This window comes from Kribbella antibiotica (assembly GCF_004349055.1).
Lineage (GTDB): Bacteria > Actinomycetota > Actinomycetes > Propionibacteriales > Kribbellaceae > Kribbella > Kribbella antibiotica.
In genome coordinates, this window is sequence record NZ_SMKX01000006.1 from 35402 (window position 1) to 50840 (window position 15439).

Below are 15439 nucleotides of genomic sequence, written 5' to 3' on the forward strand. Positions count from 1 at the left end.
GGGTCTGGTTAGCCTGGTGGCATGACTGACAAGCCAGAGATCGACTTTCCCGACGGACCGCCGCCGGCGGATCTCGAGATCACCGACATCACCGAGGGCGACGGCGCCGAGGCAGTAGCCGGCTCGCGGGTGAACGTGCACTACGTGGGCGTTGCGCACTCCACCGGCGAGGAGTTCGACGCGTCGTACAACCGGGGCGCGCCGCTGGGCTTCCAGCTCGGCATCGGCCAGGTCATCCAGGGCTGGGACACCGGCGTCCAGGGCATGAAGGTCGGTGGCCGCCGCAAGCTGGTCATCCCGCCGCACCTGGGCTACGGCGACCGTGGCGCCGGCAGCGCGATCAAGCCGGGCGAGACCCTGATCTTCGTCGTCGACCTGCTGAGCGTCGGCTGATCTCACTCCTTTGAGCCCCCGCGATCGGTCACACTGACCAGGATCGCGGGGGTTCTTCGCGTAGATGTACTCATCCGCGTCGCCCAGCGGTCGGTTTGACTGAGAGCATGACGACGATGGTTGCTCCGCCGACAGCACCGGACACCCGCACCAGCCGGGTCCGGTACGCCGCTCTGATCGCGAAGGTACTGCTCTTCGCCTTGTTGCTGACGGCCCTCATCTGGCCCGACCTGAGCGGGATCAAGGGCAAGGCCTCCGGGGCGCGCCTGGTCGTCTACCCGCTCGGCGCCATGGTGCTGCCGCTCTGGTGGTGGGCCTACGGCCGCACCCGCAGCAAGCTGCACCACGCCTTCCCCTGGCCCGCCGACCTGCTGCTGACGCTGCCGTGGCTGATCGACCTGCTCGGCAACCGCCTGAACCTGTTCGACACCGTCACCTGGTGGGACGACGCCATGCACTTCGTCCTCTGGGGCTTCCTCACCGCCGGCGCCCTGCTCGCCTTCGCTCCGCGCAACCTCTCCCTCGCCGTCACCGCCTTCGTAGCCCTCGGCTTCGGCACCACCGCCGCCGTCATCTGGGAACTCGGCGAATACGTCGCCTTCGTCCGCCACTCCCCCGAACTCCAGTCGGCCTACACCGACACCCTCGGCGACCTGGCCCTAGGCACCCTCGGCGCCCTGCTAGCAGGCCTCCTCCTCCACCGCCTAGCCTTCCGCCCCAAAGCCAACTAACCGCGCTAACGTCCGAAAGACCGGAGGGCCCGCGTCCGGTCCTTCGGACGTTGTGACGGTGGCGGGCGGACGTTCGACGGCAAGCGCTCGACGCTCCGGCTCGGTGACAAGCTCACGGGTCCCCCACCAATCCATGGGTCTACCCACCAGGTGGTGCGGCAGGTGCGCCCCGACCCCATTTGATGGGCTGACCCATGCGCTTGTGGGTGGGCTCATCGCATGCGGTGGGCCCACCCACAACCCGGTGGGCTGACCCATCAAATGGGACCCGCGGACGAGGGCGGTGACCGAGGGGGTTAGGCGTCGGTGGGGCGGTGGAGGGTTTCCAGGAGGTGGGTTAGCACTTTGTCTGGGGATTGGATCCAGTCGGCGGTGAGGACGTGGTGGACTCGCCAGCCGGTGGTTTTGAGGGCGGCTGGGTGGGTGGTGAGGCGTTCTAGGAGGGTGTCGGCGGAGACTCGGGCTGGGGTGTCTACGAGGACTGCCATGCGGTAGCCGGGGTCGCCGGGGAGGCGGAGGGCCAGGTCGCAGCGGAAGACGGAGTTGCCGACGGTGGTTTCGACCTCGACGCCATGGGCTTCCAGCGCCTCGCGGAGTTGGGTGACAACGGCAGCCTGTACGGCGGTAGCAGTCGCCGGTGCGGACGCGCGACGGGCTGGGGCGGTGAACGAGGCGAGCGCGGCGCGGGCTGCGGGGACGTCGCCTCGGGAGACTGCGGAGGCGTAGCCGAGGAATCGGCGGAGGGTGTTGGCGCCGTCGTTGTAGGTGTTGGTGATCGCCTCGGGCTCGATGCTGCTGACGACGACCATGTGGTGGCGGGCTCGGCTGAAGATGACGTTCAGGCGCTTCTCACCGCCGGAGGTGTTGATCGGGCCGAAGTTCATCAGCATGCGGCCGTCGGCACCGGCGGCGTAGCAGACGCTCATCAGGATGATGTCGCGCTCGTCGCCCTGGACGTTCTCCAGGTTCTTCACGAACAGGCCGACGTCTTGCTCGCCCTGCGTCCGCACCTGTTCCGCGTCGTAGAGCGCGCCGAACTCAGGATCGCCCTCCGCCAGTTCGTCCAGCGCACGCTCGATTTCGGTCTGCTGGGCCTCGGAGAACGCGACAATCCCGATGCTCTTCCCGGTCTCCCGCGACAACAGCTCTCGCACGAGTTCCGCGATCCAGCGGGCCTCGGCCGGGTTGGTCCGCCGTACGTAGACGCCGTCGGCCAGCCGGATCGAGGTGATGCTGCCGTTCAGCAGGCTGTCGCAGACCTCGCTCACCATCGGCGCGTCCGAGCGCAGGAGCCACGGCGGCGCGACGTTGGCCGGGAGCCGATCCGGGACTGTGGCCAGCCGGCTTTGGTAGAACGCCGAGTTGCTGAACGAAATCAGCGCCTCCGAACGACTGCGGTAGTGCCAGGTGAGCATCGTGGAGGCGAGTCGCAGCGCACTGATCGAGAGGAAGCTGTCCTCTGTCAACGCGACCCCGACCTGCTCCGAGGACTCCTCCTCAAGATCCCCATCCGAGCGGACCCGGAAGTACTGCGTCGGCGGCAGCTGCATCTGGTCGCCGACGACGACCACCTGCGGCGCCCGATGGAGGGCCGGAATCGCTTCCTCCACTGGGATCTGGCTCGCCTCGTCGTACACGACGACATCGAAGTCCGCGGTCAGTGGCAACGTGTCCGACACCGACGACGGACTCATCAACCAGACCGGCCGGAGCGCAGACACCACGGCACCCGGAGCACCCGAAGCCAGGTCGCGGATCGACCGGTACCGCATCACCTTGCCGAACTCGTGCTCCACCTCCCGCCGTCCGGTCGCGAACTGCTTCTTCCGAGCGCGGTCGTCCGGCGACATCCCGGTGACGCTCTGCTCGGAATGCTGAACCTCAGCGAGGAACCGCCGCCGAACCCCCGCGACGATCACCTCCGCCTCGAGCTCGGTCAGCTCGTCGTACACGACTCCCAGCTCGCCGACGATCGAATCCACCCGCGCTGACGGCAACCGCAGCGCCGCGGCCGATCGGGCCCGCTCCCATTCCGCCGCACACACGGAGTACTCAAGCTCATCAGGTGACGCGTCCAATCGCCGTACCGCGGTCTGCACGGTCGTCGATGCGGTCTGCAATTCGCGCAGCACCGGACCGACCGCCCGCACGACAGAGTCCGCGGCGATGAGTCGATCCACCATCTCGCGGAGCGCGTCGACAGTCAGCGCCGCGTACTCCGCATCCAGCAGCTCCTGCGTCGGCCCCGAGGCAGCATCAAGCGCGCCCGCCAGCAACACCAACCGCTCCGGTACGCCGTCCGCCAGCGCGAACCGCCAATCCGGCAACCGGGAATCAGCGCGGACCGCGGCCAGCCGCTCGACCAGCTCGCGCGGATCGTCCACGCCCCACTCGGCCCGCTGCTGCTCGGCATGCGCAACCACTGCTGCAGTCGCCGAATGTGCAGCCACCAAGTCCGTCAGTATCTCCACCACGGCCGGCCGCACGGCCCGGCCCGAGCTGTCGAACCGGCTGTTCACCAGGCTCTTGACGCGTCGCCAATCCCCAGCCAGGAAGGAAAAAGGACCACCTTCCTTGCTCTGGGCAATGATCAGGGCCGACTTGGCATCGGCCGGAGCCAACGGCTCACTCCACCCCGCTGCACCCTCCCAAGCACTCCGCTCGGCGCCGGCCAATCGCTCTCGCTCCGCGGCACTCGAGGCGAGACGCATGGCAGCATCCGAGCGTGGATCCAGCGCCTGCGCCCGATCCCGCCCGGCTAGGGGCGCCAACACCCGCCCCAACCTGGCGAGCGCCGCCACCTGACCCACAGTCCAATCACTCTCAGCCTCGGCTGTGATTGCTGCGGTTAGGGCGTCGGCAACGGTCGTCCATGCAGTGCGGACTGTGCGGGCGCGGTCGGACAGCTCGTCATCCGCCCAGCGAGCGGCAGCTACGTAGGCCAATGGGCTCCGAGCCAGCACTCCTCCGGTCTGCGGATCGGCGCTCGCCAGCTCTCGAGCTATCGCACGGACGGCATCGCGCGCAGGCCACCACTCGGCGGCCCGCGGAATCAGGTCGCCCTCAGCCTCGAAGCGATGGTCACGGAGCTCGGCGAGGCGGTCGACAACCTCCCGGAGCCGGGGTGAGCCCGCAGCCAGGATGCCCTCGAAATCGCCGACGGCGACCAGCAACCGGTCAACCCGGGCGACCAACTCGGAGCGCCGTTCGGTCAACTCGTCGAGGTTGTCCTCGCTGGCCAGCCAGGCTTCGTAGGTCTCGCGCAGCCCGTGCACGAACGCCTTCTTGTCCGCCTGCGAGTCGTGGATCAGCGTGCACAACCCGTCCAGCCGCCGGCTCGCCAGCCGCGCGTGCACAACATCCAGCGCCGCCCGCTTCTGGCACACGAACAGCACTCGCTGCCCGCGCGCCACGAAGTCCGCGATCATGTTGGTGATCGTCTGCGACTTCCCCGTCCCCGGCGGCCCTTGGATCACAAAGCTCTCGCCACGCTGCGCCCGCGCGATCGCACCGACCTGCGAACCGTCCGCCGGCACGACGAGGTGTCGCTCCCCCACCGGCAGCTCCGGCGGCACCGGGCTGATCGGTCGCGGCCGATCCGAGAACAACTGATCGAACGACGCCGCGCTCTCACCCGAAGAAAGCAGCTCGTCGTAGTCGCGGACCAGCCCCAACGTCCGGTAGTTGAAGTTCGCCAGCGACACCGCACACAAGTCGACGTCCCACGAATACGGTCCGCCGCCCGTGTCGAGCGAATAGGTGTCAGTCTCGATCGCCGCCGGATGCCGCGGCTCCGCGCCCAGCGCGACCCCCAGCGGCAGCACCTGCTGGACGATCTGCGACCGGAAGATCTGCACCCCGAGCGGCTGATAGTCCGACCGCCGGTACGAATACGCATACTGCTTGCCCGTGAAACCGACAGCTCCGCGCCGCTTGCCCCGCTGGTAGCTGCGCAGTTTCACGATCGCCCGCTGCCGCACGAGGTCGATCCGCGGCTTCTCCTGCAGGTGCAGCTGCAACCCTGGCTCGGTCGCCTGAATCTCCTTCGCCAGCCGCTCGTGGAGCATCATCAGCGCACCACGCTCGGACAGATCCACCGTCTCCGGCAACGTGATCCCGTACAGCTGATGCAAGTGATGACGCAGTGTCGGATTGACCTCGGCGATCGGATCAGTCACCCGGATCGTGTACGAGTCACGCACTCCGCGCTTCTTCGCCAGCTCAACCTTCACCAGGACCAAGGGCGAGGCCAGTCGCGTCCCCGGATCGTTCTTCAGGTCATGCCAGCGCAGGAACGCCGGCACCAACCGCAACTGATCCTGCCCGTACTCCGTCCGGTCCCGACGCGCCGTCGCGATCAGCTTGTCCAGCGTGCTCGCCGCGTACGGCGCCTCGTCGTACCGGATCCACTTACCGAGCGCCTGGGTCTTCCCCAGCAGTTGCGCTGCCAGGTCGTCGCGCCACGTGAACAACTGCTCCGCGCGGATCGTGCGGACGTCGAGCATCAGCGGCACCGACACCTCGGTCAGGTTCAGCGTCTGGCCGGTCGGGCGGAAGTTGATCAACCGGTTCCGCCGCGACAGATCAAAGAGCCGGTTCCGGAGCGCGCCGAGCACCGCCGTACGGCGGTCAGCTCCCGCAGCCGTGATCGCGGTGACGTCGAAGTCGAGCGGCTGGTCGCGGTAGTTCTCCAGCTGCTCGATCAGCGAGTGCAGATCCTGCGCCCGGCGGTGCCGATCCGGCTCGGCCATCTGCGCGGCGATCGAGACGATCACCGGATGCAGTTGCGGCGCCAGCCGATAAAGGTTGCCGCGGGCATCGATCAGCTCGGCCACGTCCTCCGGACGGGACAGATCCAGGCCGATCCCCAGCGCCAGCAGTAGCTGGCCGAGGCTGTAGACATCGGTCAGCGGGTCGTGATGGCCGACCACGTGCTCCCAGCTCTGCCACCCCGGCACATGCGTCGGCGCAGTGATCGCATCCGGAACGGGCTCAACCACCGACGTCTTGGCCCGACCACCGTCCGAACCGAGATCCAGCTCCGCCTGGCGATGCGCCACCACCTCGACGGCCGAGCTTCGTGGCCCCTGGCGACGGTCGATCTCCATCACGGCCAGGGTCGGTCGCCCGGCATCCTCGGGCCCGAACCCAAGCTGATGCTGATCATCAACAGTCAGCCGATCCAGCCCACGCAGCGGCGCCACCAGCCCTCGCTCGTGCACCTCGGCAGTCGCCCGGAACAGCGGCAGCACTGCGGCGAGCAGCGCATCGCTCCCGAGGCCATCCTCGGTCACGGCCAGCACGACCAACTCTTCGGCGCTCACTCGGCCGCCTCCCCGACCAGCCGAGCGCGTTCCTTGTCGCTCCACCCGAGCTCGCTGTCCGCAACATCGACGTACCCACCAAGCCCAGTACGACGGGCAATCCCGAGCGACGCGATCAGCCCATCAGCACCGGTATCGGGATCAGCGGTGGCCAGGTCCAGCAGCAGGTACGCCAGATAGCGCCTGGTGGAGTCGGCCAACGGCCGGGGTCGAGGCAATGGCGCGCCATCAACCGGCCGCACCGTCAGCGGCTCGTCGAACCGCAACACCGACCCAGGCACCCCCAACGGCCCCGGCGGATCCGCGAACCCGGCCGCCGCCACCGCGACCGCTTCCGTCGCCAACCCGTCCGTCCCAGCGATCAACGCCGCGAAGTCCCGACTGACCTCAGCCAGCAACTCGGCATCGAGCAGATCGGGCGCATCCACGTCGAGCGCGCCGGTGACCACGGACTCCACGTTCTCCTCCGCCAGCCAGCCCTTCAACGCCCAGGCCCGCATCACCGCCTCGGGATGCGACGTCCCCCGGCTCCCCGAACTCAGATCGACCGTCTCCGCCTGCCGCAGGTACGCCGCCGGGTCCGCCGAACTCAGCCCGGTCTCCAGCTTCAGCAACGCGCGAATCGTCGTACCGAGGTCGCCGCACGCGGTCAGTGCACCGCGGTCGGCAAACAGCTCGGTCGCCAGCGACCAGCGTCGATGCGTCTCCAGATATTGCGCCGACGTCCGCGCGTCACCCGCCGCCGCATCAAGCAAACGATCGACAGCGAGATACGCGCCGTCCTCGCTCTGCCACAACAGCCGATGGGCCAGCTCGTGCCCAATGACGGCCGTCAGCTCGTCTTCGTCCAGCCGATCGATCAGGGCGCCCTGGAACAGCACGACCGCCCGCCCAGCCTGATGCAGGTACGACGCGTTGGGCGCGCCGTTCACCTGGTAATACTCGACCGCGCTGTCCATCTCGAGGGCCTCAGCAGCACGCTGACCGGCCCGATGCACGCCCGGGTGTGCGTCAGCGGTCAGGAGATAGGCATTCCGGCGCAAGGCATCGTCGAGCTCGCCGTCGGGCGCACCCCGCAACGCAGCCCACGCAGCCTCGTCCTGACGGCGGACAACCGTCAGGACGGCTCGGTGATAACCCAGGACGGACAACATGGCGGCAACCTAGTGTCGGGAGTCGGGAGGTCGGCGAGTGCCGGAGGGGTCCAGGTGCGTGCATCGCAAGGCGGAGGAGCGTCCTCGATGCGGTGTTCATCGTGGATGCTTCTCCAACGCAGCGAGGTGCGTGCCTGGGCGCCTCCGGTGCCGTCGAACTTCTGACTCCCGACACTAATCGGGCCCGCCGACAAATTGGATCGGTCAGCGTTCCGAGGGCTTGCAGACCCCGTTCGCGGCCGCCGAAGCAGCTAGTGCGGCCACGGCGGAGTTGCTCGCAACCATGTCCTGAACGCGGTCGGTCCGGGTGGTGTGCCGACCCAGCGGCACGACCATCGGCGTACCGGCGACCGGGTCCGGGATGATCTTCACGTGCAGCCCGAAGACGTCGTGCACGACCTCTTCGGTGATCACGTCCGCCGGGTTGCCCTTGGCAACGATCGCGCCGTTCTTCATCGCGATCAGGTGGTCGCCGAACCGGCAGGCCTGGTTCAGGTCGTGCAGCACCAGGACGATGGTGCGGTTGTCGCGCTTGTTCAGGTCGACGAGCAGATCGAGGACCTCGAACTGATGCGTCAGGTCGAGGAAGGTGGTCGGCTCGTCGAGCAGCAGGATGTCGGTCTCCTGGGCGAGCGCCATCGCGATCCAGACCCGCTGGCGCTGACCACCGGACAGCTCGTCGATCGGCCGGTCGGCGAGCTCCAGGACGCTGGTCGAGGTCATCGCGTCCGCGACCGCCTCGTCGTCGGCCTTGGTCCACTGCCGGATCCAGCGCGTCCGCGGGTAGCGGCCGCGACCGACCAGGTCGGCGACCGTGATGCCTTCCGGCGCGGTCGGTGACTGCGGCAGCAGACCCAGCTGGGTGGCGACCTCACGGGTCGGGATCGACTGAATGCTCTTGCCGTCCAGCAGCACCCTGCCCTTGGACGGCTTGAGCAGCCGGGCCAGTGTCTTCAGCAGCGTGGACTTACCGCACGCGTTCGCGCCGACGATGACGGTGATCTTGCCGGTGGGGATCTCGACCGACAGGTCGGCGATGATCTGCCGCTGGTCGTAGCCGACGGCCAGCCCCTCGGCCGCAAGGCTGTGCTTGGTCTCGGGCTTCTCCACGGAGTTCTCCATCTCAGCCACCACTTCCCACCCGGTTCGTCCGAGCCAGCAGATACATCAGGTACGGAGCGCCCACGACGCCGGTCACTACCCCGACCGGCAACTGCGTTTCGCCGAACGCATGCTGGGCAATCAGGTCGGACACGGCCACCACCAGCGCACCGATCAGCGCGGAGGTGATCATCGCCGGTCCCGGCGACCGGGTGAGCCGGCGCGCGATCGGCGGGCCGACGAACGCGACGAACCCGATCGGGCCGGCCGCAGCCGTCGCAACTGCCGCCAGGAACACACCCACCACGATCAGCCCGAGCCGCGAGCTCTCCACCCGCAGACCCAGCCCGTACGCCGTCTCGTCGCCGAGCTGCAGAATGCGCAGCCGGTGCACAAGCCAGACCGACAGCGGCGCGCTGATCGCCAGCGTGACCGTCATCGCCTGGACGTTCGACCAGTCCCGCCCGTTCAGCGAGCCGGTGAGCCAGATCAGCGCCTGCTGGGCGATCTCGACCCGCGCTTTGGTCAGCAGGAAGGACGTGATGCTGGTGGCGATCGCACCGATCCCGATCCCGATCAGGATCAACCGGTAGCTCGACACCCCGTGCCGCCAGGCCAGGACGTACATGATGAACGCGGTCAGGATCGCGCCGGCGATGGCGAACCCGGACACCGCCAGCCCGGTCATCCCGAGCGTGACGATCGCGAACACGGCGAACGCACTGGCGCCGTACGTGACACCGATGATGTCGGGGCTGGCCAGCGGATTGCGGGCGATGCTCTGGAAGATCGCACCGGACATGCCGAGCGCCGCGCCCACCATCAGGCCGGTCAGGGCCCGCGGCAACCGGAGCCGGTTCACGATGAACTCGGTGGCCTTGTCACCGCCACCGAACAGCGTCTTCACAACGTCGATGACCGGGATCTTGAAGTCACCCAGCGACAGCGAGACGCAGAACGTGACGAAGACGAGCATCGCCAGTACGCCGATCACGGCGACCGTGCGCGCCTGCCGGACCGCTCGCGCATGGCTGATGATGTGGACTGCTTCTTCGGCGGTGGTCACAGGTCTGCCAGCTTCCGCCGGCGAACCAGCATGATGAAGAACGGAGCGCCGATGACCGCGGTCACGATGCCGACCTGCAGCTCACCCGGCAGCGCGACGACCCGGCCGATCACATCGGAGCCGAGCAGCAGGATCGGCGACAGCACCGCGGAGTACGGCAGGATCCAGCGGTAGTCGGGGCCGGTGATGAGGCGCGCGACATGCGGGATGGTCAGTCCGACGAACCCGATCGGCCCGGCCGCGGCGGTGGCGGCGCCACAGAGCAGCACGACGACGACCGCGACGAACAACCGTGCCAGGCCCACGCGCTGGCCCAGCGACTTCGCGACCTCGTCACCCAGCGACATCGCGTTCAGAACGCGGCCACAGAACATCGACAGCACGATCCCGATCAGGATGAACGGCGCCACCTGGCTCGCGATGTCCGAACCGCGACCGGCCAGCGACCCGACCGACCAGAAGCGGAACTGGTCGAAGGTGTCGACATCGCTGATCAGCAAGGCGGTCGTCAGCGACCCGAGCATCGCGGTCAGCGCCGCACCGGCCAGCGCGAGCTTGACCGGCGTCGCGCCTTCGCGGCCGAGCGAACCGAGGAAGTAGACCGCCACCGAAGCCGCTGCCGCACCGGCGAAGGCGAGCCAGACGTACGCCGTCAGGCTGGCCAGCCCGAACCAATAGATGCCGCCGACAACGAAGAGTGCGGCACCGCCGTTGACGCCGAGAATTCCGGGGTCGGCGAGCGGGTTGCGGGTGACGCCCTGCATCAAGGCACCGGACAGCCCGAGTGCGGCACCGACCAGAAGGCCGATGATCGTCCTGGGCACACGCAGTGAGTGAATGATGACGTGATCGGTGTTCGACTCGTCGTAATGACGCAAGGCATCGATCACCGTCGACAACGGAATCTGCTTCGACCCGACGGCGATACTGAGCAGAACCACCAGCGCGAGCAGGGCGATCGCGCCGACCAGCCCCAGCACCAAGATGGCGCGCCGGGTCCGGCGCGGGCGTGCCGAAACGGCAGCGGTCGCAGCGCGACCTGCGGAATCGACCGTGGAGCTAGGCGGCATCAGGCTTTTGGTTTCCTCTTAGGTAAGGCTAACCTCTAGGTGCCTCAGAATAACCCGAGCCTTCCCGCCTGCGCACCCGAGGCTGATGTGGAGTGACCTGATGACCGCTGTCGCCACCCCGCCCATCATGTTCGACTCGCTGTTCGTGACCGTCCAGGCAGTCGAGGATCTGAGCCCGCACCTACGTCGCGTGACGTTCGTCGCACCGCGGCTCACCGACGCCGTCGTCGCCGGTCCCGACCAGCGGATCAAGATCCTGCTGCCGCCCCCGAACGGCAGCAACCTCAAGCTTCTGTCCGGCGAGGACTGGTATGCCGACTGGTGCGCCCAACCCGAGGACGAGCGCTTCATCATGCGGACGTACACGATCCGCGAACTGCGCGCCGAGCAGGGCGAGCTGGATATCGAGTTCGTCCTGCACGGTGTGAACGGACCCGCGTCGGCGTGGGCGACGGACGTCGTACCGGGTGCTGAGATTGCGCTGCTCATCCCGTTCGCGGTCGACACGACCAGCGCCAAGGGGATGCTGAACTCGGGCGTCGACTACGTGCCGCCGAGCACGAGCAAGCACCGCGTCCTGATCGCCGACGAGACCGCGCTCCCGGCGCTGACCGGCATCCTCGAGCAACTACCAGCCGATACGCACGCCACCGTTTTCGCCCAGGTCCCGGACAAGCGCGACATCCGCCCGCTGCCGACCCCCGGCACCGCCGACATCACCTGGATCACTACGGCACCCGACTCGGACACCGACCTTCCGTTGCTCGAGGCCCTCAAATCCGCTGAACTGCCGGGGTCCGTCGACTTCGCCTGGGTCGCCGGCGAGTCCTCGATGATCAAGTCGGTACGACGCCACCTGGTCAATGTGGTCGGTCTGCCGAAACCGTCGATCTCGTTCCAGGGTTACTGGAAACGCGGCGAGGCGATCGGTTGATCCAGTTGGTTGCGCAAGGCAAATTTCTGGATCTTCCCCGAGGCGGTGGTCGGGAACTCCTCGACCACCCGCCACACTTTCGGGACCTTGTGCCGCGCCAACCGCCCGTGCAGGAACTCTTCGAGCTCGGCGATCGAAACCGGGCCTACCGGCCGCACGAAAGCCGCGACCTGTTCACCCCAATGATCGTCCGGTACGCCGACCACCGCGACGTCGGCGACCGATGGATGCGTCGCGATCAGCTGCTCGATCTCGCGCGGGTAGATGTTCTCGCCGCCGCGGATGATGACCTCCTTCAGCCGCCCCTCGATCCGGCAGTAGCCACGCGTATCCATGCTCGCGAGGTCGCCGGTCCGAAGCCAGCCGTCTTCGCCGAGGGCCGCCGCGGTCTGGACGGGATCCTCGAAGTAGCCGGCCATCACGTGGTAGCCGCGCGTCCACAGCTCGCCGACCTCATCCGCCGCCGCAAGCTCACCGTCGGAGGGCCGGACGATCTTCACCTCGGCGCCAGGCAACGGTCGGCCGATCGTGTCGGATCGGTCCTCCGGTGTGTCATCCAGTTCGGTCATGGTGATGACCGGCGAGGCCTCGGTCTGCGCGTAGACGATGGCCAGCGGTACGCCGAGCTCCGCCTCAACCCGCCGTACCAGCTCTGGCGCGACGGTGGCACCGCCTGACACTGCGTAGCGCACGGAGGAGAGATCGGTGGTCTTGAAGGCCGGGTGGCCGAGGATGGCGAGCAGCATCGTCGGTACGGCGCCCAGCTGCGCCCCGCGCTCGGATTCGATCAGGTGCAGGTGCAGCGCCGGATCGAACCCTGGCAGCAGCACCTGTGTCCCAAGGCTGATCAGCGGAGCGAGTGTCCCCTGCACACAGCCGGCGGTGTGGAACAGCGGCATCGTGTTGATGAACACCTCCCCCGGCTGCATGTCGAATGCCCGCACATACGACAGCCTGGCGTTGTTGGTGATCCCCCGGTGCCGCAGTACGGCGCCCTTCGGAGCCCCCGTCGTACCGGAGGTGTACTGGATCTGCGCTGGGTCGTCAGGGTGGACTGTCGGGAGCACCTGGGTCGGTGACGCGGTCTCACGGAAGCTCTTCCAGTCCTCGAAGAGCAGGACCTCGCGCAGGTCGGGTAGCTCGTTTCTGATCGCGAGCAGTGTCTCCAGCATCGGGTTGTCGCGGTACTGCCGGATCAGGAAGATGCCGGCCGAGCGGGACTGCCGCAGTACGTGCACGACCTCTCGCTCGCGCAGCGCCGGGTTGACGGTCACGAGGGTGAGACCGGCCAGACCGGCCGCCATCTCCAGCAGGGTCCACTCGGGGAGGTTGTTGGCCCAGACGGCGATCCGCTCACCATGTGCGAATCGTCCAAGCAGGGCCTGCGCTACCTGCTCAGACTCGGCCAGCAGCTCGGAGTAGCGCCAGCGCCGCCGGTCGGTGGGAGTCCCCTCCACCAGTGCAACTGTGGACGGCGCCTGCTCGGCGGCATGGCGCAGCAAAGACCCGACCGTGTCCTCGGTGATCATGCGTTCCTCCCATCGATCCAGAACGGCTCCGCCGGCGCCGTACCGGTCAGCCAGTAGGAGTCGAGCTCCTCCGCCGTCCAGCCGCGCTCGGTCAGGATCTCCTCGTCGGTGAGCATCCTCCCGGTGCAGGTCCGCGGCTCGCTGGTCAGGATCTCCATGGCGGCGTCCACATAGATGTCGACCCGCCGCCACTGTGCCGGATCACCCATCCGCTCGCTACCCCAGTTGCGCGTCGCCGCAGTGTCCACCGGCGCAGCCGGCCACAGTGCGTTCGCAGCAACGTTGTCAGCCAAGTGTTCGGCCGCAATGCCGAGCTGCAGCCGGCTCATGCCCATCTTGGTCGTCATGTACGCCGCCTTGCCCGGCGTGGCCATGGTCGTCACCTCCGGACTGTTGGTGAGCAGATGCCCCCACCCCTGCTCGACCATGTGCGGCAGCGCGTAGTACGCCGCCAGATAGGCCGCCCGCACATTGACCTGCCACATCAGGTCGTACCGCTTCGGCGGAGTGTCCATCACCCGCTCCCACCACAGCGCACCAGCATTGCTCACCACAATGTCCACCCGGCCGAACTCTTCAACAGTCCGCCCGATCAGCCGCTCCACCTCAGCCTCATCCCGCACATCAGTCCGTACGGCGAGCGCCCGGCCACCCAGCGCCCGCACCTCCTCCGCCACCGAGTGGATCGTGCCTGGCACGCGGGGGTCCTCGGTCTCGCTCTTGCCACTCACCACCACATCCGCCCCAGCGCGCGAAAGCGCCAGCACCAATGCACGCCCAATCCCCCGGCTGCTCCCGGTCACCACTGCGACTCGTCCGCTCAGCTCACCCTTGTGATCCCGGTTCTCCATCGTCGCAGCGTCGGTCCGCGCGGGCGGGCGGACAATGTCTGCGCTGAGCGACATCGCAGCGCCAGATTGTTCGGTCTGACAACTCCTGTGGGCTGACCTGCGGAGTTACGCTGCTGCAATGAGTGAGCTGCCGGCGCTTAGCTCCCTGGTTCTCGAGCGGCTCGACGCAGTGGTCGAGTCGATGAGCCGGCGCGTTTACTCCGAGCTGCCGTTCTACTCCGAGGGCGATGTGTCGACCATCGATCTACGCCGGTCGATCTACGGCAACCTGGTGCCGGTACTGCGCAGTCTGAGCGCGGCTGAGCCGCTGGATCTCGGACCGGCGCGGGCGACCGGTCGGGAGCGGGCCGAGCAGAACGCACCGCTGCCGGAGGTGCTGCGGGCGTTTCGGATCGGGTTCGAAGAGCTCTGGCATGACCTGGTGACGACCGCCCGGACCACTGGGATCGCCAGTGACACCAGTCTGGTCGATGCGGCGACCACGGTCTGGCGACTGGCGGGTGAGTGCACCGATGCGCTCGCCATCGCCTACCGCGCGTCCTCGACCGAGCTAGCTGTCCAGCTGGAGCACCGGCGGCTCGCACTGCTCGATGCGCTGTTCCTTGGGACCGCATCTGACACCACGACCCTGTGGGAGATCGGTGAAGCACTCGGTACGCCGCTCAGTGGGCGGTTCCTGGTCGCGATCACCAGGAGCGGGGAGGGCCAGGAGCTGACGACGCAGTTGCGGCGGCACGGCGTTCACTCGACCTGGCGGTGGCAACCGGATGCGCTCACTGGGCTGCTGTCGCTCGGCCGCAGTACGACGGAGGCCGCCGTACTGGCTGATCTTGAGAGCAGTGCTGAGGGTGACATGGGAGTCAGCGCAGTGTTTGAGCATCTGCGGGACACTCCGCGGGCGCTGCATGATGCGCGGATCGCCTTGACCACGCTGACGCATCGCGGCGGCAAGGTGGTGCAGTACGACCCGAGTCCGCTGGCCATGCTCGTCAGTGCGGCGCCGGTTGAGGCAGAGCGGATCAGTGCCGCCGTACTGGGTGAGTTACTGGCGCTTGGGGTGCATGAGAGGTCCGTACTGATTCAGACGCTGCGCACCTGGTGCGCCAACGAGGGTTCACCGAACCGGACTGCCGAGCAGATGCACTGTCACGCCAACACCGTTCGCTACCGGCTGCGGCGCATCGAGACGCTGACTGGACGGTCGCTGCGTGATCCACAGCAGCTGGCTGAGCTGGTCACCGCGCTCAGTGCGCTGCGAGTGACGTCGCACTGATGGCCCGAGAGCA

11 protein-coding genes are annotated in these 15439 nt (G+C 67.7%); 4 read left to right on the top strand and 7 right to left on the bottom strand.

Annotated elements, in window-relative coordinates; all coding sequences use genetic code 11:
- Window positions 1–21: 21 nt before the first annotated feature.
- On the top strand, window positions 22–393 hold the full coding sequence (locus tag E1263_RS03410) for an FKBP-type peptidyl-prolyl cis-trans isomerase (RefSeq protein ID WP_132165232.1): 372 nt from the start codon (window positions 22–24) through the stop codon (window positions 391–393).
- Window positions 394–500: 107 nt separating this feature from the next.
- On the top strand, window positions 501–1124 hold the full coding sequence (locus tag E1263_RS03415; protein WP_132165234.1) for a DUF2238 domain-containing protein: 624 nt from the start codon (window positions 501–503) through the stop codon (window positions 1122–1124).
- A 296-nt stretch (window positions 1125–1420) separates the two neighbouring features.
- On the opposite strand, the gene E1263_RS03420 is transcribed toward E1263_RS03415, so the two are convergent.
- The 5 genes from E1263_RS03420 to E1263_RS03440 all read right to left on the bottom strand — a co-directional run bounded on the left by E1263_RS03420 (window position 1421) and on the right by E1263_RS03440 (window position 10839).
- Complete coding sequence (locus tag E1263_RS03420; RefSeq protein WP_132165236.1) at window positions 1421–6448, bottom strand: AAA domain-containing protein; 5028 nt, start codon at window positions 6446–6448, stop codon at window positions 1421–1423.
- The gene (locus E1263_RS03425; protein ID WP_132165238.1) at window positions 6445–7602 is read right to left on the bottom strand and encodes a M48 family metalloprotease; all 1158 of its coding nucleotides are present in this window, start codon (window positions 7600–7602) and stop codon (window positions 6445–6447) included. The genes E1263_RS03420 and E1263_RS03425 overlap by 4 nt, the downstream gene beginning before the upstream one ends.
- 204 nt (window positions 7603–7806) lie before the next feature.
- Complete coding sequence (locus tag E1263_RS03430) at window positions 7807–8724, bottom strand: ABC transporter ATP-binding protein (protein ID WP_132165240.1); 918 nt, start codon at window positions 8722–8724, stop codon at window positions 7807–7809.
- Window position 8725: 1 nt separating this feature from the next.
- The gene (locus tag E1263_RS03435; RefSeq protein WP_132165242.1) at window positions 8726–9769 is read right to left on the bottom strand and encodes a FecCD family ABC transporter permease; all 1044 of its coding nucleotides are present in this window, start codon (window positions 9767–9769) and stop codon (window positions 8726–8728) included.
- Window positions 9766–10839: a FecCD family ABC transporter permease gene (locus E1263_RS03440; RefSeq protein WP_132165244.1), complete on the bottom strand. Its 1074-nt coding sequence runs from the start codon at window positions 10837–10839 to the stop codon at window positions 9766–9768. The genes E1263_RS03435 and E1263_RS03440 overlap by 4 nt, the downstream gene beginning before the upstream one ends.
- 100 nt (window positions 10840–10939) lie before the next feature.
- On the opposite strand from E1263_RS03440, the gene E1263_RS03445 reads away from it, so the two are divergent.
- Window positions 10940–11773, top strand: coding sequence for a siderophore-interacting protein (locus tag E1263_RS03445; RefSeq protein ID WP_132165246.1), 834 nt, complete (start codon window positions 10940–10942; stop codon window positions 11771–11773).
- Here the strand turns inward: E1263_RS03445 and E1263_RS03450 are convergent.
- Window positions 11743–13302, bottom strand: coding sequence for an AMP-binding protein (locus tag E1263_RS03450; protein ID WP_132165248.1), 1560 nt, complete (start codon window positions 13300–13302; stop codon window positions 11743–11745). The genes E1263_RS03445 and E1263_RS03450 overlap by 31 nt on opposite strands.
- Window positions 13299–14153 (bottom strand): SDR family oxidoreductase, encoded by an 855-nt coding sequence (locus E1263_RS03455; protein ID WP_165956448.1) that lies wholly within the window; start codon window positions 14151–14153, stop codon window positions 13299–13301. The genes E1263_RS03450 and E1263_RS03455 overlap by 4 nt, the downstream gene beginning before the upstream one ends.
- A gap of 118 nt (window positions 14154–14271) precedes the next feature.
- On the opposite strand from E1263_RS03455, the gene E1263_RS03460 reads away from it, so the two are divergent.
- A complete protein-coding gene (locus tag E1263_RS03460) occupies window positions 14272–15426 on the top strand; it encodes a PucR family transcriptional regulator (protein ID WP_132165252.1) in 1155 nt (384 codons plus the stop codon).
- Window positions 15427–15439: the final 13 nt, after the last annotated feature.

What these genes read in the sequence shown, in the direction of transcription:
- E1263_RS03410 (WP_132165232.1), top strand. Translation starts at nt 22, where the DNA reads ATGACTGACAAGCCAGAGATCGACTTTCCCGACGGACCGCCGCCGGCG.
- E1263_RS03415 (WP_132165234.1), top strand. Translation starts at nt 501, where the DNA reads ATGACGACGATGGTTGCTCCGCCGACAGCACCGGACACCCGCACCAGC.
- E1263_RS03425 (WP_132165238.1), bottom strand. Translation starts at nt 7,602, where the DNA reads ATGTTGTCCGTCCTGGGTTATCACCGAGCCGTCCTGACGGTTGTCCGC.
- E1263_RS03430 (WP_132165240.1), bottom strand. Translation starts at nt 8,724, where the DNA reads ATGGAGAACTCCGTGGAGAAGCCCGAGACCAAGCACAGCCTTGCGGCC.
- E1263_RS03440 (WP_132165244.1), bottom strand. Translation starts at nt 10,839, where the DNA reads ATGCCGCCTAGCTCCACGGTCGATTCCGCAGGTCGCGCTGCGACCGCT.
- E1263_RS03445 (WP_132165246.1), top strand. Translation starts at nt 10,940, where the DNA reads ATGACCGCTGTCGCCACCCCGCCCATCATGTTCGACTCGCTGTTCGTG.
- E1263_RS03450 (WP_132165248.1), bottom strand. Translation starts at nt 13,302, where the DNA reads ATGATCACCGAGGACACGGTCGGGTCTTTGCTGCGCCATGCCGCCGAG.
- E1263_RS03455 (WP_165956448.1), bottom strand. Translation starts at nt 14,153, where the DNA reads ATGGAGAACCGGGATCACAAGGGTGAGCTGAGCGGACGAGTCGCAGTG.
- E1263_RS03460 (WP_132165252.1), top strand. Translation starts at nt 14,272, where the DNA reads ATGAGTGAGCTGCCGGCGCTTAGCTCCCTGGTTCTCGAGCGGCTCGAC.